13 protein-coding genes and 1 pseudogene are annotated in these 24173 nt (G+C 53.0%); 3 read left to right on the top strand and 11 right to left on the bottom strand.

Translation table 11 applies throughout. The annotated features are described in order from the left end of the window. Together BCM02_RS04930 and BCM02_RS35840 are read left to right on the top strand one after the other, a co-directional pair. The coding region (locus tag BCM02_RS04930; protein ID WP_187434035.1) for a transposase at positions 1-376 on the top strand (376 nt) is incomplete at its 5' end. Between the two features lie 267 nt (positions 377-643). Continuing rightward, positions 644-844, top strand: a pseudogene (locus tag BCM02_RS35840) (IS256 family transposase); the annotation flags it as partial. Between the two features lie 286 nt (positions 845-1130). Here BCM02_RS35840 and BCM02_RS04940 read toward each other — a convergent pair. Together BCM02_RS04940 and BCM02_RS35845 are read right to left on the bottom strand one after the other, a co-directional pair. Beyond that, positions 1131-1361 carry a hypothetical protein gene (locus BCM02_RS04940; protein ID WP_148927977.1) on the bottom strand — a complete coding sequence of 77 codons (231 nt, stop codon included), beginning with the start codon at positions 1359-1361 and terminating at the stop codon, positions 1131-1133. Positions 1362-1384: 23 nt separating this feature from the next. After that, on the bottom strand, positions 1385-1819 hold the full coding sequence (locus BCM02_RS35845) for a tyrosine-type recombinase/integrase (protein ID WP_246183226.1): 435 nt from the start codon (positions 1817-1819) through the stop codon (positions 1385-1387). Positions 1820-2092: 273 nt separating this feature from the next. Between BCM02_RS35845 and BCM02_RS04955 the strand changes: the two genes are divergently transcribed. Beyond that, positions 2093-5719, top strand: coding sequence for an S-layer homology domain-containing protein (locus BCM02_RS04955; RefSeq protein WP_148927978.1), 3627 nt, complete (start codon positions 2093-2095; stop codon positions 5717-5719). 416 nt (positions 5720-6135) lie between these two features. Here the strand turns inward: BCM02_RS04955 and BCM02_RS04960 are convergent, their stop codons facing one another. From BCM02_RS04960 to BCM02_RS05000, 9 genes are all read right to left on the bottom strand, one after another. Then, positions 6136-10695, bottom strand: coding sequence for a beta-L-arabinofuranosidase domain-containing protein (locus BCM02_RS04960; protein ID WP_187434036.1), 4560 nt, complete (start codon positions 10693-10695; stop codon positions 6136-6138). Between the two features lie 273 nt (positions 10696-10968). Continuing rightward, positions 10969-13014: a carbohydrate-binding protein gene (locus tag BCM02_RS04965; protein ID WP_148927980.1), complete on the bottom strand. Its 2046-nt coding sequence runs from the start codon at positions 13012-13014 to the stop codon at positions 10969-10971. 257 nt (positions 13015-13271) lie between these two features. After that, positions 13272-15233: a glycoside hydrolase family 127 protein gene (locus BCM02_RS04970; protein ID WP_148927981.1), complete on the bottom strand. Its 1962-nt coding sequence runs from the start codon at positions 15231-15233 to the stop codon at positions 13272-13274. A gap of 42 nt (positions 15234-15275) precedes the next feature. Then, a complete protein-coding gene (locus BCM02_RS04975) occupies positions 15276-16103 on the bottom strand; it encodes a carbohydrate ABC transporter permease (RefSeq protein WP_148927982.1) in 828 nt (275 codons plus the stop codon). A gap of 13 nt (positions 16104-16116) precedes the next feature. Next, a complete protein-coding gene (locus BCM02_RS04980; RefSeq protein WP_222870992.1) occupies positions 16117-17004 on the bottom strand; it encodes a carbohydrate ABC transporter permease in 888 nt (295 codons plus the stop codon). Between the two features lie 63 nt (positions 17005-17067). Next, complete coding sequence (locus BCM02_RS04985; RefSeq protein WP_148927983.1) at positions 17068-18411, bottom strand: ABC transporter substrate-binding protein; 1344 nt, start codon at positions 18409-18411, stop codon at positions 17068-17070. A 127-nt stretch (positions 18412-18538) separates the two neighbouring features. Further along, positions 18539-19909, bottom strand: coding sequence for an ABC transporter substrate-binding protein (locus tag BCM02_RS04990; protein WP_148927984.1), 1371 nt, complete (start codon positions 19907-19909; stop codon positions 18539-18541). Continuing rightward, positions 19906-21753, bottom strand: a complete 1848-nt coding sequence (locus BCM02_RS04995; protein ID WP_148927985.1) for a sensor histidine kinase — start codon at positions 21751-21753, stop codon at positions 19906-19908. The genes BCM02_RS04990 and BCM02_RS04995 overlap by 4 nt, the downstream gene beginning before the upstream one ends. Continuing rightward, positions 21750-23297: a response regulator gene (locus BCM02_RS05000; protein WP_187434037.1), complete on the bottom strand. Its 1548-nt coding sequence runs from the start codon at positions 23295-23297 to the stop codon at positions 21750-21752. The genes BCM02_RS04995 and BCM02_RS05000 overlap by 4 nt, the downstream gene beginning before the upstream one ends. Positions 23298-24173: the final 876 nt, after the last annotated feature.

The following is a 24173-nucleotide window of genomic DNA, read 5'->3' on the forward strand; positions in this document are numbered from 1 at the left end:
CAAAGAACGTACGGAAAGCGGTTATGAACTTCGCCATCGCCATTACCGCAGTGCTAGCTGCGAAGGATGCCCACTCAAGGTAAACTGCACAAAGGCAGCTGGTGATCGTGAGATTAAAGTGAGCCTGGACTATCTTCGCTACAAACAACAGGCACGTGAGCGTTTGAAGAGCGAAGAAGGCTACGCGCTCTCGGTTCGGCGGATGCATGAACCCGAAAGCGTATTTGGACAGATGAAGAACAACCGGGGATTCCGAAGATTCCTGCTTCGCGGCTTGCCAAAAGTGAACCTGGAGGTCGGGTGGCTTTCGCTCGCCCATAATTTGTTGAAGAAAGCCGCAGTGGACCGAAAATGGCAAATGGCGTCACAGGGATAAGACCCTGTAACGCCATTTTTTGTGCAATTGGAGGCCATTCGCAAGTTAGGAGTCACTTACTTCAACCCTTTTGAGACGGCCTCTTATAAATACATATTTTATAGAACGAGATACTACGCTGCAAGCGACATAGTCATCGTGTATGCATGATATGACTGATACATGTAGACGACCACTACCCGGAATGAACCATGAGATAGACAGACATGGGCCTTTGCTTACCCCCTGATAATGTCGAATGTAGGTCAGGCTGTTTAAAAGCAGGCGATTGAGAGCTACCATCGCCAGCTTCGCAAGATCACCAAAGGAAAAAGCATTTTCCTAAGCGACGAAGCGCTGCTGAAAATGCTCTACTTAGCAACAATGGATGTCACTCGCAAATGGACAGGGCGTGTACAAAACTGGGAGCAAACGCTCCTCCAGCTCTCCGTCTCTTTCCCCGACCGAATCGGTCATTATTTGCGTTAGTATTTTGCTTCTAGAGGGTTTACACAAAAAGCTTTACAGCCCCCGAGCAAACCAACCGCCAATACACCGAATAATCAAAAACCCCATATTCAAAAAGCGAATACGGGATTTCAAAGGGGAATTACGCTAATATTCAACTTTTCTCTCGCAAATTTCATATCATGGTCTCTTGAAACAAGACATAAGTCTTCATTCATCGCTGAAGCAATAATAAGCGCATCAGGCGTTTTTAGTTTACGTCCTTGCTCTCTTTCAGTCCTTCGCAACGATCCTGCTATCTTCGCAATCATCTATTCCATTCCTCGCGTGCATTTCTCACATCAAGCATTAACTCATTTGCCCGTTCAGGCGACAGCGTCCCGGCGGCTTCCAATAGGTCTTCGATCCCCGCGTCATCTTCTTGAACTTCAAGCGTTTCATTTTGAAGATCAAGAAGTATTTTCTGGTTACTTAAATTTAACTTTCCCAAAATACTTTTTAACTGGATGACTGTCTCATGGTCTATTTTCTTGGCCATAACACTTCATCACTCCCGGTCATTCATCTCCCTCTAGTATACCATATATCTAATGCAATCCAAAAAGAAACCTTAATATCGGGCTTCTGGATCAACTCAGCGACGGCTCGATTATTCAAAAAATTCTGCCCTTCACAACAGGTAGTCCAGTCGCGGTTGCTGCTGCCCTTTCCTAATCCTTGTATGAAATCCAGTGGAGCACCGTTGTCAAGGAGTTGGCACGCATAGGTATGCCGAAGGCGATGTGGGTATACATTTGCTTCAATCTCTCCACGATCTGCAAGCCGTTTTAATGTCCACCTAATCGTAGGTATGGCCATTCGCTTTATTGGATGGGTATCGGTAACAAATAAGGCTTTACAGGAGTCCTCATGGCTGGCCAGATACTTCTTTATCCATACCGTGCACTCTGTTGTAAAGTAAACTTCTCTTTGCTTCGATCCCTTACTGTTTCTCATTCTTCAGTTTAACTACTTCACAGATAGGAGCTTCCCATGAATATCCCCATTAATCAACCTAGGTAAATCAATCTCAAATACCCCGTCAAGCTCCTTTAGACAATCACCAAATCGATATTCTGCAATACAGTAGATTCTATATTTTGACAGGTTGAAAGCTTGGTAAATATACCACACCATATAGTTGGGCGTATGTCAAATTGACAATATGTCCGAATACGATGCGGGTAAGCCGTGGGCCTACCGGATCGAAAAAAAGGAGGATTTTTATTGATGCCCAAACGATTTGGCAGAGTGCTCGCGTTCCTCTGTTGCTTGGTAATGGTGGCGTCCCTAGTGCCTGCCAGCTTTGCCGCCGCCTCTGACAACATTAAGTACGCAGAAGCACGTGATGGCGACCTCAGTTCTACAACTCTTACAACCTTGCAGGCGAATGAAACGCCGACCGCCATTTTCGGCACTCCCGAACTCGGGTCAGACGACCCACTGTGGGCCTTGACAATGGAACATCCCATCAGCAAAAGCACGGTACCCGACGACCCCAGACCCCATGCCATGGGCACAGCCAGAATCCTTTGGGACCACGACTACCTGTATGCCCGCGTAGTTGTGAAGGACAGCAATCTATATCAGGGAGCCGGCGGAGATTACCAGTACGACAGCCTGGAGTTTTATGTCGGCAACGGATCCGGAGGCTCAAACCAATGGCGCGTCAGCGCGACGGGCGTATTTTCAGGGCAGTCCGCTCCTGGCAGAGCTGCGTGGACCCAGATCACGGATACAGGATATATCGTGGAGATGAGAATACCCAAAGGAACCTTGACCTTACAGGAAGGCAAGCTTACCTTTGAGGTCTATATCAATAACTCGACGGAAAAGGGCGGTGATCGCTATGAAGTCGTTTCCTCTTTCGGAGTTCCGGACGCGGGTTATTCCAGCGATGCTTCATTTACAGACAGCCTGCAGCTCACTTCAGCCAATGAAGCGGACACCAGATTCTCAATCACCGCCACGGCGGGACCGGGCGGTACAATAACGCCGGACCCGCCCGGCGATGTTCTGAGACTAGCTAAGGGCTCAAGCAAACAATTTACGTTTACCCCCAATCAAGGCAAAATCGTGGATACCGTAACGGTAGACGGCGAGGCCGTGACTTTAACTGCTGGCGCTTATACCTTTCTAAATGTTGAGGCTGACCATGCCATTCACGTGACATTCAAAAACGATCCGGACGCGAAGCAGCTTCCCTTTATCGTATGGAATGACAACTTCGCCCGTGGCGAGTACACGACGGCCGTCATCATTGACTTAGGCGATGGGAAGGCGGCGTTGGGCTCCGCGCTTAAACCGGGTTTGTTTACCGTCTCGGCTAGGAACACGACCCTCAGCGGCGACTCGGCGACCTTTGAAGGGACGCGAAAGATCACAAGGGTATACGCCAACGACGAACCAAAGGTACGCGGCTATCTGGGGACGGTAAGCCATTCACCGGATTATCAGGAAGGGCTGACAAGCGGCCGTTACATCGTAGTTGAGTTTGAGTTTTATTCAGAGAGCGGCGGCAATATAACGCTGGATGGCAGCAGTAACTCGACAAAGCAGGTTTACAACATCGTCCAGAACGACAAGATCCTACTAACAGATGGGAGTCCGCTTCGCAACGTGGTTTTTGAACAGGACAACGTTGTGAACCCGATCCTCGACAAGTTTACAACACCCGCGGGCGATTCGGTCAATCGCGCGCTCTACCTTCACAAGGATGGCAACGGTAATGTGGTGCAACGATTGCCGCTATATGTCTATACCCACGGCATGTCACGCGGCGGCACAAACGCTGCAACAGATCCCAAAGCGGCCATGAAATCCGCCAACGGCTCGGTCGCTCTCATGAAAAAAATGAAAGAAAATCCCGAAAAATACGCCAGCCATATCCTGAATATTTCCTATAATGGCGTATCTACTCCCGCTACGGCCAATGTTAAGAAGGTTATAGACGACCTGGTTGCCAGCGGCGCAGTAGACCCTAACCGTATTTACGCGGCGGGCTTCTCATGGGGCGGCCGATATACGAACACCTTAGTTAACGACTACCCCGGCTTCTTCGCGGCCGCCGCACCTATGTCTCCGGTAAACGGATCACCGAACGCGAGCACCAACGACGCTCACGCCAAACTGGCCTATTGGATGTTTATCAATGCTCATAACGTCGGCGTATACCAGACTAACCTCACGAACTTCATAAACACCAATATGCCGAAAATGGTCAATGCGAGGGCTTCGCGCTTTGAGAGCAATGAGGCTCTTACGTGGCCCTACAATCAATATGATCAGCCGAGTCAGAGGCCGAATCCGGCCAACACACCTGTCCTGGCTGATTATATCGCGCACGAGGTTGAAGCTGCGGTTCTGTACAACCAGATCACGATGGGGACTTGGAGCATAGCTCCCACGGCGCAGTCCTCTAACTTGCCGGCTTGGAACAATGACTACACAGACGTCTTTGATTGGATGTTCGCGCAGAGAAAAACGGACGGGCCCGGTGCCCCGGTCGGCTTCAAGACGACGGCGGGCGACGGACAGGTCTCTTTGAGCTGGACTGCTCCGACTGACGACGGCGGCAGCGCGATATCGGGTTACAAGGTCTGGTACGGCAACGTGACGCCCGTCACACTGGGTGCGGCGGAGACCAAATATGCCTTCACGGGCCTGACAAACGACCAAGCCTATACCTTCAAGATCGTCGCGGTAAATGCGAAGGGCGAAGGCGCGGAGAGCAGTGCAACGGCTACGCCGACGAAGCCGACGACGCCCCCTGTTGTGCCCATTCCTAGCAACAGCGGCAATACGAGCACAGGGACAAACGCTGTATTGTCGAAGTCGAACTACACCGTGAATACACCTAAGGATAAGCCCGCGATCACAGACAACAACGGCAGCATCACTCTACCCGGCGGCGGCGAGATTGCGACCAAGGGCGGGACGAAGATTAAGGTACCCGAAGGCACAACGATAGACGCGAACGATAAGGTGACCATTCCGGCGGACAAGAGCGCCGAAGTGACGCTACCCGGCAGCAACAGCACAGTAACCATTCCGGGCGGCTCGACGATAGCGGACGACGGTACGGTCACCGTGGGCGGCGGAGACGCGCATGTGAACCTGCTAAGCGGCAACCAGGTGGATATCCACAACGGCTCGAAAATACAGAGCGGCGGTGCGGTTGTGGTAGGACCGGGCGGCGCGAGTGTCGGCTTAGACAACGGCATGTCGCTGAACATCCATGAGGGTACGGAGCTTGTGTTCGATGACGACACCCCGCTGGGCTTCCTCGTGAGATCGGGCAATCCTTACAAGGATGTCAACTCGGGCGACTGGTACTACAGCTACGTAAACTCCGCCTACACATACGGTCTTTTCAACGGCACGACGTCCACGACGTTCTCGCCGGGCACCTCAATGACGCGCGCGATGTTCGTGCAGGTACTGGCCAATCTTGAGAACATAGACCGCTCCGCCTACACGAGTTCCCGCTTCAGCGACGTGACGGACGGGCAGTGGTACACGTCTGCAGTCGAGTGGGCGGCCGAAAGCGGCATAGTCAACGGTATAAACGCTGACCTGTTTGACCCCAATTCACTGATGTCGCGCGAGCAGATGCTGGTGATCCTGTACAACTACATGAAGTACAAGGGCTATGAGATACCTGAAAGCCAATCTAAGTCCAAGTTCTTCGCAGACGAGAGTGAGATCAGCTCATGGGCGTCGGAGGCCGTTCAGGCGCTGCGGGGCATCGGCATCGTATTAGGCAAGCCGGACAACTTCTTGGACCCCAAAGTCACCGCCACCCGCGCCGAAGTAGCGGCTATCTTTGTAAGGTTCGTCGAATATCTAGCTAAGTAAAAGCGTAAACAGAAAAATGCGGACCCTTCCGGCTGGACAATATCCAACCGGAAGGGTTTCTTCAATTTTCTTTGATCAAATTTGATAACTTCAATTCCGTCATCGCCTCCAACTCCCCCCACGATTTGAACCCCTTTCTGATCGGCATCGAATAGAAACGTTGCCGGCAGCGCCTTGGTCCCCAGACATCCGCAATATTCCCTAAGATCCTGTCAATTGCTTTAAAAAAAAACTTGTAGAACGAGATACAACGCTGCAAGTGCTATATCAAACCCAATAATTCGGCTGTTTCCCACTCATGAAGAATGGAGCTGCAACCGCATTCTTCCCACAAACGACACCAATACCAAAAAAACCTCTCGGTGCCAGTGCAGGCAATGCCTGCATTCATGACAAGGAGAGGCTTCTGATGCGTGTTACTCGGCCAAAATCAATTTCGCCAATGCAACAAGGTCGACAATATCGATCACACCATCGTTGTTCGAATCGGCGGACTTGTACGTGTTCCACTGCGGATCAGCCGAGGTCATGCCGTAATGAGCGGCTATAATGGCCAGATCGCTGACGCGTACGCGGCTGTCGCCGTTGATGTCGCCTGAGACAGGCTTGATGACGAGCGTGCGGAACGTCTGAACAGCTGTCGTCAATTTCTCCAGCGCTTCGTTGATCTGCGCTTGCGTTGCGCCAGTGCTGCCAAATACCACGTTCGCCTCGTTAATAGCGGCGAGCAGCGCGGCCTTGGAACCGGCCGGATATTGGCCTGGGACCGTTCCTTCCACCGCAGTATCGTGGAGTGCTTTAGCACTCACAATGGCCTCATTGAGCTCGGCTCGCGATATCGTAGAGGTAATCTGGAACGTATAGGCGGTTGGGTTTGCGATGACCGTCTCCGCGCCGGTTTCATCTGCGAATAGGATGTCGGACAGCGTCACGCTGCTGGTGTGGTTCACGCCCGCTTCCTTCACCTTGAACTGCAGCTTCACGAGATCAGCCGAATGTGCAGCTTCCTCTCCCTCCTCCAGATTGACGGCCAAGAAACGAACTTCTCCCGGCTTCTGCGCCGACTCCACGATTCGGTAGCCGTCACGCAGCGACTCTGCCGCAATATATTCCACTTTGTCCGTATCATAATGCACGGTAAAGTCCTGCGCTAATCCGGCTTCAGCGGCTCCCTTGAGTGACAGCTTTAACTCGAACAGCGCATTGACCGCAACGCTCGCCGGACCTGTTAGCGTCACTGGGCTTTCCGACACTTCGCCGCTTCGGACAATATGCACCTTATACTGCTTCGATGTCGTATGATCCTCGGCTTTGGACGTCAGCACCAGCTCTGTCGTATCTCCGGTAAGCGCGATCGAGCGGCTGACTTTGTCATTGATCAGAATATTGCCATCGTAGATGAGGCCGTACTCGTCCGTCGGCGCAGCAGTCAGCTTGACGGAGGTTGCAGTTGCCGGAACGGTCAGCACATATTCGGTCACTTCCGGATCGAACGCTTCCGACAGCGTGCCGGTATCGAAAGCAAGCTGCTTCAGGTTCGCATTCGTGCCGTAGCTCGTAACGACGCGAAAGATATCGAACAGCCCGCCGACGAGGCCGCCGCTGCTGGCGAACTTCACGGTCACATAGTGAACGGTCCGTTCCACTTGATTGCCTCCTCCGTCGGTCTCCGTCACGACTTTCGTGCGACTTGCGTCCACCAGCGACTGTGTGATGAGCCGGGTCTGATTGTAGAAATCGCCAGGCTTCTTGTTCTCAATCTTCTCGGTGAGCAGCTTCGTGTCATCCACATAGATATCGAAGCTCCGTCCCGCATCCCCGCTGTAGTACGTACTGAACAGGTAGTTGGGAACACCGGGCGTAACCTCCATATCATAGCTGAACCAGCCGCCAGCCAACGCATCGCGGTAAGATTTGCCGTTATAGACGCCTACCGTAGAATTGACCGTCTGACGGTTCGCCGCCAGCTCATACTGGTCATTAGCCACAATGACGAAGCTGATGCTGTTCGCTTCTGTACGTCCTGCTTCCTTCGCATCCAGAATCGACTTCTGATATCCTGCCGAATCGGTCGTGATCAGCTCGAAATAGATGCCATACCGATCCTCATACCTTTCAAAATGCGGCGTAAACGTCAGCAACCCACCATCCGCATCCGTCCCTTTGAGCGTAAACTCGAGCTTGCCTTCGGTCTTCACCAGGTTGTTCGTCATATTCGCTCGCCACTCGTCGAGATTACCGCCCGTGACCGTAATATAGTCGCGAGTTGCGTTATCCGAGTTCGGCTTCAATACGTTGATGCCGTGCGGGCTTGTCGTCATATTGTTCGTGCCAAGTCCGGCGCTTAGAACGACCGGACCGTATTTGAAGGCGATTACATCCGGGTTGTCCGGCAGATCGTAGGCAACAACCTCCATGGGGAAATCCAGCTCGATGTTCATGCCGTCCGTCCACTGCCGCGCAAGTACGATATAGCCGCCTTCTACGGTGTAATCCGTCACCGCCGTGCCGTTGACCTTAACGGATGGATTCGTCTTCGCCCAGTCCGGAATACGGAACCGTAGCGCCGTATCGGTCTCACCCGTCGTATTGACTTTGAAGCTCACAATACCCGAAGCATCTTCCCGTGCGCCCGTGTTTGGCAGATGGGATTGCTGCGTAAGCTTGATGTTCTTGTCCTTCAGATCCAGTACAGAGGATACGTAAGTATTCACATAGATGCTATTTCTTCCCGTGAAATAAATGCTGTCGTTCAGTTTCGCAAAATTCTCCATTCCGGTTCCGGTGCAGCACCAGAAGTGGAAAAATTCGCTGCTGAATACTTTGAAATAGCCGGTGTCCATCGGCTGGAAATACATCGTCATGCCCGTCTCCGGGTTCTGCGACGCCATGATCGCATTCGTGAAGGCGTTCTCATAATAGTCGGCGTACTGGGGGTCCTTCGTAATCTTAAACAGCTCGCGGGCAAGCTTCAGCATATTGTACACATTGCACGTCTCGTTATTGACGTTCGTGCGCTCCGCATCGAGCGAATCCGCGGGGCCAAAATGCTCATTCTCGCTGTTGCCGCCGGTAATATACGTATGATGATCCACGACCATCTTGAAGAAATTTTTCGCCACCTGCAGGTAGTATTCTTGGTCCTCCGGTTCGCCCAGCACCTGATAGCGCTTCAGGGCCCCGATTACCTTCGGAATCGTCGTATTCGCATGCTTGCCGTTCAGAATATCGACATTGTTGTACAACTGGTCGAACAGTGCCAGCTCGTCGAACTTCTCGGCTGCCCGCAGAATATGGTCATTGCCCGTCAGCGCGAACAGATCGTACAGCGCATCGTTCATGCCGCCATATTCTACGCTGAGCACTCTTGCCTTCGTGGCTTCGTTCCATTTGGAGGTTCTGGAATAAATGTATTCGCCGAGCTTCTCCGCTACTCCTAGCGCCTTATCGTTGTCGCTGTATTCCGCTGCGCTGACGAGACCGGCAAGAACCTTGTGGATCGTGTACCAAGGCACCCACACCGCTTGACCGTTCTCCACCCGATCCAGGAACGAGGTTGGGAATGCCGAGACATAGCCGTTGCCGTTCGCCTCTTGGGAAGCCGCTAGCTCGTCGATAATATAATCGATCCGCTCCTTCAGCTTCGTTCTCGTCTCGCCCTTTGCATTCACATAGGCCATCGAGATCGCAGACAAGTAGTGACCAAGCGTATGGCCGCGGATCTCCGTGTTCTCCCAGCCGTCATAGACCGGCGCTTTCGGGGTAAGCCCGCTCGTCGAACGGAACGCGCTTAAGAGGCGGTCGGCCTGCAGGGAGAGCAGATATTCGACGTCTTTGTTATAGGCATTGATGTAATACTCGTCGGTCAAGGTAACGTTCTCCATCGGGACATGTTGCAGCGAATCGGATGCGCGCTTGGCAGGCACCAGCACTTGGAAGGTTCTCGTCGCGGTCGTCGAGCCGAAGGTCACCTTGGCGGTCAGCGTCACCGTCGCATCTTGCTCGCCTTCATCCGGACGCAGCACCTGCCCCCTTGAATTAATGATCGTCTCGTTACTGGAGGACCACTCAATCGCGGATTCTGACAAGCCCACTGCCGGCAGTGTCAGGTGGCCGATCGTCTGCTCTGGCAAGGTCAAGGCATCCGCGTCAGCTTGCGCGATTTGGGCATAATCGAAGACGGTGCCTGACTGCGCTTCATACAGCGAGATAATATCGGCGTAGGAGGCTGTTGTGTTGTAAATCTCGAAATTGTCGAGCGCGTACCTGCCATAAGCGCCGTTATATTGCGGGCCGTTGTAGCCGAGCGACTTCTGCGTCGCATCATCTGCCGTGATTATGCCGTCCGCGCCGTCAGCGCCGATGCCATAATCGATCGTCGTCGCCTGCTTGATGCCGTTGCGGTAGACTTTCACGCTCTTCGTCTTGTTGTCGTAAGTAATGGCCACATGCGTCCACTGGTCGATCGGGAAAAAGTCTGCCCGGTTCCCGTTCACGCTCACCTTGTAAGGCTGCTTATTCGCATCCGATGAGCCGAGCGAGATCGCCAACGGTTTGCCGTCATTCTCCGAGCTTAAATACCAGCCGTCGCTGTACCAGACTGTTTTGTTCCACATGAGCATCTGCTCGCCGGTCATCTTCTCGTTGGGCTTAAACCAGAACGAGACGGTCAGATCGGACGGCTGCAGGGTGCCGCTCTTGCCCAGGTCGACGTATGTATTGCCGCTCAACTTAAGCGCCTTCCCGCCATTAACCCCTGCAATATAGGAATAGTCGATTCCTTGCAGGGTGCCGTTGTTGCCTTTGCCCGAGCTATCCTGCACATTATCCTCGAACGCCAGCGCCAGCACCTTGGATGCATCGGTAAGCGACTTCGTATCGGTCTCGGCAGCGAATACCGCCTGGCCGGACAAGCACTCACCAGACAGCATGACCACGGATAACGCCAGCAGCGCAAGTTTACGCTGATTTTTCATATTCGTTGCCCCCAATATTAGACGATGAAAACGTATACAAAATGTATCACGGGAGGACTTTCGCATGAAATGGATAATCATGGTGGGAAGGTGTAAAATTTTGCGCCGTCTCTATTTTCCCGCTTTCTCCAAAGCATTACAGTATACTGGATTATGTCACCGGCTTTGACGGGAATCTTTTCTCTGACTAAATAAATGACCGACGATTTCGTTATGAAACCAAAAGCCGCCAGGAGTTTCCGGCGACTTTCGACTCTCGTGCTCATTCTTTCGCTAGTTGATCGTAATGCTGTCCAGCTCCGCGTACCCTGTGCTTCCTTTGGCCAACCGGATGATATTGTCGCCGGCCGTGAGATTCACGCTCACGTTCACCGTTCCGAATTGCCCCCACCCGGCAGTTGATGGGTAGGTAACCGTTGACCATGCGCCGCCGTTATAGGCCAAGTTGTGCGTCGCGTTCGCCCCGGTTCCATTGGCATACCGGATGCTCATCGTGTAGCTCTTGCTCGTCGCGACTTTGACGTAGAAATCGACGTAGCTGTCGCTATGATCGACCTGCGCGACGTATTTACCGCCCGATGCCGCGCCTCCGGAAGCGATATTCGCTCTGTTGACCGCCGCATCTTCTGCTTCGTACACGTTGGTCGCCTGTCCATACGGCGTGATAGAAATACGATAGCCATCATTGTTGTACAGCCCCGTCATCGGGATCGTAATTTGATTGTTGCTAATCGTATAATCGCCTTCAAGCAGCGTTTTGGTCGTATTGACGACCGCGCTTCGATGGACGAACGGCGTCCAGTCAACCCGTACATGAACCTTGCTCCCGTTCGTGCCGAAGAACGACGGGAAATTTTTGATGACGGCATTGACAGACCCGTCTGTTACCCCGCCAAACAGGACGCTGGCATATTTCTTGTTCGCATCCACGTTGGCAAACCCGTCAAGCGCAAGAATATCGTTCACGTTCGGAGGCGTTACGCTGACCATATTGCCGGACATATCGCCATACCATTTGTAAAACCACCAACCGCCGTTCCGCTGCGTGCCGTTGGCGAGCAGCGTTCCTAACCGGCCCGGATTCGGAACATCCCAATAGCTTTGCATCGCCGTGTCGACCTTTAGACGTTCGAACTTGGCGATGAGCGGGGCGACAACGCCCGGCTTGCCTTCATCTTCTAGCCAAGCCGCACCGCTATACTCGTTGATCGAGATCGGTCTTGCCGTAATCCCGAGCGAGGTTTCGATTGCGCGGTAATCGTTGTGGTTGGCCGTAAAATTTTCGTTGAGCAGTTGATGCCACGAGGTGATATCCGGGAGCGTATTTTGCGTTTTCTGATAAGTCATAAAATCAACCATGGCGCTGTGCGAATACCCGGCGAAAGACGGGCCGATGGCTTTGACCGAGGGATCCAACTGCTTCAATTTCTTGTACGTCTCGCTGAAAAACTCGCGGAAAGTCAGGTTCCCGGACATGTTGGAAGAAGCATATCCGCCGTTAAATACGGCACTATGGTTAACCGTACCGTTCTCAGCCTCGTAACGGACCGGGCTTCCTCCAGCTACGTCGATATAATCCAATTCCGCATACCCGGCGCTCCCTTTGCTGAATCGAATTTTATTGCTGCCAGCCGTCAAATTCAGATTCAGCGTGATTGTCGATGCCGCGCCTGAGTTGAACCAGCCGCCGGTACTCGGGTATGAGACCGTTGCCGGGTTACCGCCATTGACGCTCACTTGATGCGTGGATGCCGCGCCCGTACCGTTCGCAAACCGAATCGTGACGGCATAGGACTTTGTCGTCGGAACATTGACGGTATATTCGACGTAGCTGTCGCTGTAGTCGATCGTACCGACATATTTGCCTTTCCAGGTGCCGTCGGGCTCGTTCCACAACTCATACCCGTATACATTCGTTAGTCCCGCAGCCTTCACGTCATTGACCGTCGTCGTCAGCTTGTTGAACCAATCCGTCAAATTCGTATAGTCATACCACCCCGTAAACCAATCGGCAAGTCGGATCGTAACTTGGCTGCCGGATGGCGCCAACCGCTGCGCGACGGGAATAACCGCGCCCCATGGCTGCTGATAGCCCGCGACCGCCGGATTGATATAAGCTTTGGCGCGTAAAGGAAGAAAGAGGTTATTGTCAGGCTGATTCTCGATGACGCCATATAGGGAACCTGCAGAGCCGTGGGTGACCGGACCGATGACGCTGGATAAATCGACCGTCAAATTAGAAGCGGCTTGGGCGGGGGTGACAGATAGCGCGCTTCCTAACATAACGGCCGCCACGCTCGACATCATTGCTTTTTTCACATTAAACACCTCCGTATAGTAGTCAACCGTTAAATCCCTAAACTTCGCCGTTTCACCTCCATGTACGATCCATTTTTGACACCGCTTACATCTCTAATATAGCAAATGGTTAAAAGTCGGAAGTTATAATTTCTTTGGATAATTGTCGTATATTTGGCCTTCATGCTCGTGCTCATCTCTAAAAAACGACCATCGCTCAAAAAAATAACCTCGGTCCGTATCGCCGGAACCAAGGTTATTCTCGTTACGATGTGCCGTTATTTCTCACGTACCCAGACCGCCATCTCGCCTTCTCCTCGATTGGCCCATGCGTAATAAGGAATGAACGTCGCCGTTGCCGGCTCGAAAAGCGAATCCACGTTCGAGGCGTACAGCTCGCCGTCCCAGTTCCGATCCGACAGCCGCGAGACTTCCATGCGGATCACCTGAACGCCTCCAAGCACATCCTGCTCGAATGCCGTTTCGGCCGCCTGGACGGGTCCGACGTATAATCGGTGAAGGTGCTCGCCGTTGTCCGCCTCTTCCAAGCAGTAGACGAGAGGCCCGCGTTGAATCGCGACTTTGCCGCTCGTTTCGCGAAGCAGCGGATGGCCTTTCATACGCATGACCTCCATCGGCATGCTCAGGTCGATTCGGTCGCCGTCCAGCCACGTACGGCGGATAAGGGCATAACCATTGTGCATGACTGGCATACACGGCACATCATTAATGAAGATTTGCAAGGAATCGCACCAGGACGGAACCCGCAGCGCCAGCGTAAACATCGCGCCCGTCTCGGCTTCTGTCCGGATGCCAAACCGCACGTTCCCTTGCCATGGCAGTTCGGAATACTGCTCTAACGTAAAGCGATTGGCCCCAACCAAAAGATCGGTCTCACCGCCGATATAGAGGTGCGTATAGACTGTAGAATCATCGATCGTGTATATATACTGACCAAGCGATGCGAGCAGGCGCGCGACATTCGGCGGACAGCACGCGCATCCGAACCAGCCTTGGCGGACCGTCTTGACATGGTCGTACACATGATTGACGCCGCACGCCTTCGGCCATACCTCCAGCGGATTGACGTAGAAGAAATGCTTTCCATCCCTGGACATACTGCCTAGTACCGTGTTGTACAAGGCGCGCTCCATAACATCGGCGTACCTGCCGTCCGGTTCCGCGCGCAGCATCCGATGCGCGAAGAAGATTAACCCGATGGACGCGCATGTCTCCGCATAGGCCGTATCGCTCGGAAGATCATAATCGAGCGTGAACGATTCCTCCTGCGCCATCGCGCCGATCGCGCCGGTGACGTACATTTGCTTCGTGACGATATTGTTCCATAGCGTTCTGCAGGCCGCAAACAAACCCGCATCGCCAGTCTCCAACGCGATATCCGTCATTGCCGCGCACATGTACACAAGACGTACGGCATGCCCTTCGGCCGTCTGCTGTTCCCTTATCGGCGCGTGCGCTTGGCTGTACGATTTCTTCTTGATCATGAAATCCGATTCCCAATGATGCGTATGGCCTCGCGCCTCATGCTCCCGGTCATAGAAGGAAGGAGAGCGGCCTCGCTCATCGAGGAAGTAACGGCTCAGCTGCAAGTAGCGCTCTTCGCCCGTCGCCCGGTAGAGCCTCACGAGCGCCAGCTCGATCTCTTGATGGCCGTCATAGCCGTGAATCTGTCCAGGTCCCGGGCCGAATACCTTCCCGATATAATCCGCGAACTTGCAGGCCACGTCGAGAATCTTCGCATTGCCGGTCGCATGCCAGTAGGCAACCGCGCCTTCGATTAGATGACCGGCCGTGTACAGCTCATGACATTCGCATAGATTTGTCCACTCGTTGCCTGGCTCTTTTAACTGGTAATACGTGTTCAAATATCCATCTTCGCGCTGCGCTTTGGCGATTAGGTCGACAACGGCGTCCGCCACCTGCTGCAAGTCGGCATTCGGCTCGCTCTCCAGCAAATAGGCGACGGCTTCCAGCCACTTGGCCACGTCGCTATCCTGGAAGACCATCCCGTAGAATGACCCCTCGTCTTCTCCTGCCGCAATGCGCAAGTTCTTGATCGCATGGCTTGGCTCCACGCCAGGGATACGGTCGTTCAGCGCCTCCCACTGATAGGGGATGACGACCTCCCGGATCAACCGGATATAGTCCGACCAGAACGGATCTTGAATGCGGATATCGCGCAGCGCTCCCGTCGTTGTTTTCATCGTCTTTGGTGTCATTGTTTGCTCTCCTTCTCCTTCAATTCCTTGTCATCCCCCAAACTACCCTTCCTTCAACCCCGATAACGTAACACCGCGGACGAAAATATCTTGAGCGCTTAAGAATACGATCAGAATCGGCAGCACGGTGATGACCGTCGCCGCCATTAAGGCCGGCCAGTCCGTGGAATATAGCCCCTGCATATTAGCAAGTCCCAGGGTGAGCGTCATCTTGCTCATCGAATTGATAAAGACGAGCGGGTTGACGAAGTCGTTCCACGTCCCCAGCATGATGAATATACCTAGGGTCGCCAGCGCCGGCTTGGATAACGGCACAAAAATCCGCCAGTAAATTCCGAATGGCGTGCAGCCGTCAATCTTGGCTGCTTCCTCCAGCGCCTCGGGAATGGTGGAGAAAAATTGCCGCAGCAGGAACGTCCCGAACGCCGAGACAAGACTCGGCAAAATCAACGACCAATGCGAGTCCAGCAGCCCGTAATATTTCATTAGCAGGAAAGTCGGAATCATCGTAACTTGCGCCGGCACCATCAATGTCGCCAGATACAGGCCGAATAGACCTTCCCGGAAGCGGAAGCGCAGCCGCGCGAACACATAACCGGCCATCGAGCTAGTAATCAGCTGAAAGACGACGACGATGACGGTAATTTTGAGCGTATTGAAGAAAAATCGGATGATCGGGAAGCGGTCCGTCATATTCGTATAATTCGTAAACTTTAGTTCCTCGCCAAAGAAGCGAGGCGGATAGGTGAATACTTCATTGACATTCTTGAGCGACGTGCAGACCGACCAGATGAACGGAAACAGCATGATGATGGACCCGATCAGCAAGATGACATGCGCGGTCGGCTTTAACCAGATACGCGGCTTCATGACAGCCTCCCCCTTAGTAGATGCTCCATTTTTTCTGACGCCAGAATTGGATGAACGTAATGATCAGCACGATGAAGAACAGGACGTAAGCCATCGCGCTCGCATAGCCCATCCGGAAATATTGGAACGCATTCTGGAAGATATAGTAGACAAGCACCGACGTCGAACGGGCCGGTCCGCCCTGCGTCATGAGGTAGACGGTGTCGAACACCTGGAACGAATTGATGATGGACATGACCGTTACGAAGAAAGTCGTCGGCGACAGGAGCGGCAGCGTAATATGCCGGAATTTCGCGTACCAATTCGCTCCTTCAATATCGGCTGCCTCGTAATAGCTGTCCGAGATCGATTGCAGTCCTGCCAGGAAGATGAGCATGTTGAAGCCTAGACTTTTCCAGATACTCGTTATGATAACGGTCGGCATCGCCCAATTTGGGTCTGTCAGCCAGGCAGGGCCGTCTATGCCGAACCACGAGAGCGCATAGTTGAGCAATCCGTACTCCGGATTATAAATCCATTGCCAGATGACGGATACCGCGACCATCGACGAGATAACGGGGATGAAGAACGCGGCGCGGTAGAACCGGATAAATCTCAGCTTCTGGTTCAGGAACACGGCCAACAGAAGCGAGACCGCGATGCCGATCGGCACGCTGGCAGCGGTAAAATATAAGGTGTTCCCCATTACCTGGATAAAGACGGGGTCCTTGAATAATTCCTTGTAATTGTCGATTCCGTTGAAGTCAAAGGAATCGGTCAGATTCCAGCTCGAGAAGCTGATCACGAAGGTGGCCAGCACGGGAAGCAGCAGGAACATCAGAAAACCGATCAAATTGGGAAGCAGCATAAGGAACGCCCAAAGACCGTCTTTGTAGAGCAGCGGCTTTATTGATTTCATCATCTCACCCCGTAGCAAACGTCCGGGAGGGCCCCATGTTCCCTCCCGATGCGCCGCTTGTTGTTTTTATGGTCTAGCCAGGCTTTTATTGACGACGGCTTCGATGTTTTGCACGGTCTGGTCGAGCGGTTGATCGCTCAGGAAGAACTTATCGAGCTCCGCCGTCGTGTCCTCTTGGATCTTCTGGCTGCTAAGCAGGGCGTACGGATATGTTTGGGAAGAGGTGAAATACGGAATCAGTTCCTTGAATCCTTCCGGATGCACGCCTTCCGTCAGCCACTTTCCGATCCCTTCTTCGGTATAGAGCGACTTATGGTTAGGCAGCCACAGGCCCGCCTTCACGTTCTGCAGCTGATATTCCTCGGAGGAGAGGTATTTGACCAGTTTCCATGCTTCCTCCGGATGCTTCGTATTGGCCGAAGCCACATGCAGATGCGCCTGGCCGTGCGTCACGGCTTGATCGAACTTCGGCAGCGCGCCGACGCCCACCTTGAAGTTCATTTGCGATAATTCCTGAAGCGCCCATGAGCCATCCACGAGCATGGCGATTTTGCCGGTTTGCAGCATTTGCGCGGCGCTCATGCCGCTGTTGGTCAGCAGCTTGCCTTCCGGACTTACGCCTTCCTTCTTGCGAAGATCCGATACCGCTTGAAGCACTTCTTTCACTTCGGGCGTATTGGCCGCGGAGGATTTCAGGTCGTCCGAGAACCAGTTGCCGCCGTTGCTCATCACTTCGGCGATCAGGTTGTAGTAGTTCTCCATGCCGAAGGCGCCGTACTGCTCGACTTTATCGCCGTTCTTGATCGTCAGCTTCTTGGCAGTCTCGACGAATTCGCCCCACGACCAGGCTTTCGACGGATCGCTCGGCGGATAGGGTACGCCCGCTTTATCGAAGAGGTCCTTGTTGTAATAGAGCACCGGCGCGACGATGCAGGATTCGACGCCATAGTATTTGCCGTCCACGGTGCTGAGCTGTACGGCGGAATCGATCAGATCGGCGGCAATGCCTTCTTTCGTGACGCGATCCGTAATGTCGAGCAGGCTGTTCCGTTTGACGAAGTCGTGATAGTAATCGCTCTGCAGGAAGAACACGTCCGGCGCCTCATCGCCCAGCACCATCGCCTGCATCTTGGCCACATACTGCGTCCCGCCGGGAATCGTGGTGTACTCCACTTTAATGTTCGGATTTTCCTTCATGAACTGCTCCAAGCCGTTCTTGACGCTCTGCGTCTCCAGCGGACTGACCTCCCAGCCCATGAACTTCAACGTCACCTGCTCCGCCTTGCTTTCCCCTTCCTTGCCGGGAACATTGCTTGCCGTGCTGCCGTTGTCGGCATTGTTGCCGCCGCAAGCCGCGAGCGGTAATGCCAGCATCGCGAGCGACGCGATTGCGACTGACCATTTTTTCATATAAAAGACCCTCCACGCTCGGTATGGTGTCGGTTATGCGCTAGCGCTGGGCAGCGCTTTCATAACCACACCCTTACTATACCGAAACGGCGGAGGGCCGAAATTGCAGTATTTTTGGTTTTGTCGACTATTTTTGCGAATATAAAACGCTTACTTTATCGGCAATTTCCCGCAGAGCGGCCTCGGCTTTCATCTCCCCATGCCAGACGGGAATCAGCCCCTGCGTCACCTCGGGGAAAATCTCCATCTGGTTCTGCAGGTAGTAGCCTACGCTCGGCATCCCGTTATTCAGCAGCTGCGTCATCATCGCCTCTTTGAATCCCGGCGGATGCGCCGCCGGATTGGCATGGACCCATTTGTCGACGAGGGCCGTATCCGTATACCACTTCTTCAAGACAGGCATCCATAGGCCGTCCGAGTACAAGGACAGCGATTTGCTCGGATCGGACAGCCACTTGTACAGCAGCCAAGCTTCCTTCGGATGATCGGACGAGCGGAAAATGACGGTGGCGCCGCTCAGGCCGACGGTTACGCTTTTCTTTAGCTTAGGCAGCACGCCGATATCGAAATCGACTTCAGCTTTGCCCAGATCCAGGTTAATCCATTGCCCGTCCACGATCATCGCGGCGAGACCGGCTTGCAGCGCCATGCTCATCGCAGGCAGCGATTTGGACTCGTACGGCGAAGGCGCTACATGATGGACGTTAATGAGGTCAGCCAGCCGCTGGATCGCTTCGGCCGCTTCTAGGGATTGCAGCGCAAAGCGCTTCTGATCCGGACTGACCCAGTCGCCTCCATTGCTGAAAATAAAATTGTTCAACGGGTCCGACCACGTTTCGAACATGATCCCATAGCGGACGATGTGGTTTGGGTCGAAGTCGGGGTCATAGGCATTCCTCCCCTGGTTATCGAGCGTCAACTTCTTGGCGGCATCGATGAGTTGATCCCAGTTCCACGCCTGCTCGGCTCTGGGTGAAGGCGGCTGGACGCCCGCTTGTTCGAGCAGATCCTTCCGATAATAGAGTCCGAAGCATTCCGCGGCCGTGCTAACGCCCCATGCGTAGTCCTCGGCGGACTTGTACCAAATATAATCGAGAAAGTCGTCCTTCTTCAGTTCTTCATCCTCGGCCAAAAAATCAAACAGATTCAAAAACTTGTTTTCCCGACTGAACATTTCGCCAAGCTCGGTCGTCATGTACGCCAAATCCGGATCCTCGTTGGATGCGGACATCGCCATCATCTTCGTATTATAGTCGGAGTTCGGGAAATGAACCGACTCGACCGCGATCCAAGGATAGGCTTCCGTAAATTCCGTCAGGGTGCGTTCGACGGCTCGTTTCTCCTCGATCGAGCCCCAATAGGTAAATTTTAACGTCGCTTTCGCCGGAAACTCCTGCTTCTGATCCGGGTCGGCTTCGTGCAGGTAAGCCCTCCATAGCAGATAAGCCATGATGACGATGACCGCCATAACGGTGATTATGAATGCTCTGCGCCTCATGGCAGCACCTCCTGATGATGGACAGGCGGAAGCGTGACGGTCACGGTCGTGCCTTGGCCGGGTACGGAAGCGATGTGAAGACCGTAAGGCTCTCCGTAGAGAATATGAATGCGACGGTTGACATTGGAGAGGCCGACATGACTACTGCCTCCCAGCAGCGAAGCCAGCTTGGCCGTGTCCATCCCTTCGCCGTTATCCTCAATCTGATAGACCCGTCCCTCCTCCGTACGACGGCACGAAATGCACAGCTTCCCCTGTCGGCCCCCCAGCTTCTTAAAGCCGTGAACGAACGCATTCTCGACGAGAGGCTGAAGAAAGAACTTCGGCACCTCGTCGCTGCGCAGCTGCTCGTCGATGACGTATTCGACCTGAAAGGCGTCTTCGAACCGCTTGCTCATAATCGTCACGTAGCCTTCCAGATAGGTCAGATCATCCTGGAAGCGGACCAACGTCGACTCGTGCTTGACCATATATTTCATCATGTTGGACAAGCTCACGACGATATCGCTGATCTCGTACTCCTCTTTCTCGAGCGCCATCAGACTGACCATATTCAGCGTGTTGTACATAAAATGGGGATCCAACTGGAGGTTCAACGCTTTGATCTGTGCTTCCTTCTCGCGTATTTGCGTTTCGTAGTTCTCCTGAATCAGCTTGACGATGTTCTCGTTCATGTCGTTGAATTTCTTCATCAGGATGCGGAACTCGTAGCTGCCGCTCTGCTTGAAATTCGTTGCGAACCGTCCTTCTCCCGTATTGACGATGGCCCGAATCATCGTGCGGAACGGGTTCGTAATAAGCCTCGACAGGAAGTAAGAAAGCGCGATGAAGACGACGGTGATAATCCCGACGGAGACGAGCAGGTTGCGGACATATTGCTTGGTGACAGGGTCAAGCAGTTCGCTGGGCGGGATCACGGCAATGCTGAGCCAGCCCGTAATGTCCGAACGGGCGAACGCGACGACCTGCTCCTTACCGTGGATGCGCATCATCCGCACGCCGCTTTTCTCCTCCATCAACTCGGGGAGCATCGGCAAGTCCGCTTTCGTCGTCAGCAATGACCGATCGGAATGCGCAATGATCCGGCCCTTCGGATCGACGACCATGTAAGAGGCGCCGCTGACCGGAATGCTGCCGGCGAAGACGGTCGTGAATAGGGAATCCTTGAAGTTCAATAGCAGAGCCGGCTTGTCTTTAAGATCGGTGTAGGCCCGGAACTTCCCTTTATAGTAGGAGCCTTGAATCATCGAGATGGCAGAGAATAAATGTTTGTAATCGAAGTCCATCTTCTTCAAGTACGGAATTCGGTACATGTCCGCGAAGTTGTACGTCGGCACCCATTGGATCTTGCCTTTCCCGTCCTTGGCCGTTCGGTCCAAATCGGTGCCCTCGAAACCATTGATCGGAATGAAATTTTTGGCGTGCTCGCTATTGGCCGAGGAGGCCGTGCCAAAGATAAAATAGGAAGTCGCGACTTGCACGGAATAGATATCCTGCGATTGCGCGAAATATTTATCAAGAATGCCTTTTATCCGCAGATCGGCGGCAAGCACCTTCGTTTTGTTGTCGATATCCAGGGTCGAGAACGTCTCATAGAAATCGGCGTCTTCCATAAATCCGTAGATCATCTCTCGAATGCGGGAAAACTTCGCGTCGATGATCTCGTTGTTCTTGCGAACGATGGTGAAGACGTCCTTCTGCGCCATCTCGAGCACGGTGTTGCGATTCAGTCGGTAATCGCTGATGCCGAAGATAAGGATCGTGCCGGCGAGAAGCATAATATAGGTCAGCAGCAGCTTCGTATGCAGCCGGCCTTCTTTGAGCGTCCGCAGCCAGATCCTCATTTCGCCGCGCCGCCGCCGTGCATCTGCCGGAACGTTTTAGGCGAGATGCCGGTTTCGCGCTTAAACATTTTGTTGAAGTACGTCGCCGTCCGGAACCCGCTCCGCTCCGAGATGAGCGCGATCTTCTCGTCCGACCGCTCGAGCATCAGCTTCGCTTTGTTGATTCTCAGGTCCAGGAGATACTCCGAGAAATTCCGCCCCGTCCGCTGTTTGAACAAATTGCTGAAGTACGAAGCGTTGAAATGAAACATCGCCGCGACCGATTCCAACGAAATATCTTCCATATAATGCTGCTGCAAATAATGCTGGCAGCGCAGAATCAGAAGTCCGTTCTTATCCAGTTGAGTCTTCTCCGCAAGCTCGAGCAATCGCAGGACGAACTCCTTGAACCGCAGCCGCAGCTCCCGGTAATCCCGATAATGGCGGAATTGCTTCCGCAGCAGCGCATGATCCCAATCCGGAGAATGTGCAGGCAGCAGACTTTGCAAGCTATGGAGCAGTTGCCACACCATATGTCCAACCTCATCCCGGATCAGTTCGGGATCGGGATACGGGGATACCTCTCTCGGCTCGAAGAACGCATTGACCAGGTCCAAGGCCCGCGGGCGCTCGCTCGCTTTAATCGCCGCCGCGAGCGGCTCCGCGATTTCCTTTGCGCTCGTTATTCCTCTCTCGGCGAACGCCTGGACGTCCGATCTCCAGAAGACCGCATCCTCCGACGCATAAAACCGGTGCCGCAAGGCTAGCAGCGCCTCATCGTAAGCTTCCTTCACGACCAGCCTGAAATCGGGACTCACGCGGCTAACGCCCGCGGACACGTCTTCAAAGCCATCCGCTCTTACGCGCTCCAGGATCCGGCTGATCTTCGTGACGGTGTCCGAAGGTTTCGCCGCGAGGATAGGATTCAGCCACACCAAGGACGCCATGCGATAGCCGGCCACCTCTTGAAACGTCTCGCAATGACCCAGGGCTTCGGATTCGGCTGTCCAGTTTCCTTTGAGCGCCGCCATACGATCTCCATCAGACAGTCCGCTCAGTTCGAAGACGATTGCAAGTCCCGAACCGCTCGATGGCGCGTAGTGTTCGATAAGCTGCCGCTTTCGGTCGGTTAATGGATCTGTTATAATCTCGTGCCAGAATCGCTCTTTGTTCAACGCATGATGCTTGTTATCTTGGGCGAACAGTGCCTCGAGCTTCGCGATCACGCGCTCGATATCCGCAAGTCCAATCGGTTTGATCAAGTACTCGATAACCCGGTGCTCAATGGCTTTCTGCGCATAATCGAATTGCCCGTATCCGCTGATTAATACCGTCCGGATATGGGGTTTCTGATTGGCGATCCTTTCCGCCAGCGTGAGACCGTCCTCGTCCGGCATCCGAATATCCGTGAGCACGGCATTGACCGGTTCGCTCGTCAGCAGCTCCCAGGCCGACTTCACATCCGTCGCTTCCAACGTCCGGTAATCCGGCCGCAGCCTCCGAATAATCGCCGACAAGGCTTTCACTTGGCGCGCCTCGTCATCGACGATCATAATCGTCTTCATCTCCATCCCCTCCAAAAAAGAAAGCGCTAACAACAAATAATATAACCTATTTTCAGCACCTGAACGTATCACTTTTCTTCGAAAATAGCACGATTTTTGGGTTTGTCTTGGCAGTTCGAAAGACAAGAATACCCGTTCGCGATGCGTTTAATAAGAAATCTTACCTACATCCGTTTTAATAGAGTAAGCCATGTCTCGTGAGGAACTGACCCCAAAACGTGAGACAAATCAAAACACCTTCAAGAGAATTCGACCATGTCGTAAGATATGGTCATATCTCTGGAGGTGTTTTTCCCGGTAGAAATCAAGATGTAGGCCATTGAAATGAGACTGGCAGGAATTTCGGTGAAGGAAGTCATGGAGGAGCTTGGAATACGAAATAGGTCGCAAGTGAAAACGTGGATGAAATTGGTATCGCAAATGGTGAGTTGAGGCGGCTGGAACAATTTGACGTGATTCGGCTGTTTCCCAATAAACGTTTACCCAAACTGCATATTGGTGAATATTTATACATTTCTCATCATTTCTGAAAATCCAGTCTCATTAATTTTACTCGCATAGCTTCGATGTTGTTGTTCCACAATTCATTAGACGACAATTCATCTGGCGACTTTAACATCGCCATTATTCCCGAATTAATTAGAAAAAAAAATTTAAGGGCTCGTTAATGCAGTATACATCCATTGTATATTTATGCACATGCAGTATTCCTTAAGATCCAAGTCAATCGTGCAATAAAAAAGCAATTTGACTTTGGAAAATCCAAAGACAAATTGCTTATAAATACTTATTTTTTTTAGAACGAGATGCTACGCTGCAAGTGCCATCACTTTAATAGCTGTCATTCTTGGCTAGAACATGAAAGTCAGTCAGGGC

Origin of the sequence: Paenibacillus methanolicus, from assembly GCF_008124765.1 — a bacterium.
Taxonomy (GTDB): Bacteria; Bacillota; Bacilli; order Paenibacillales; family Paenibacillaceae; genus Paenibacillus_Z; species Paenibacillus_Z methanolicus.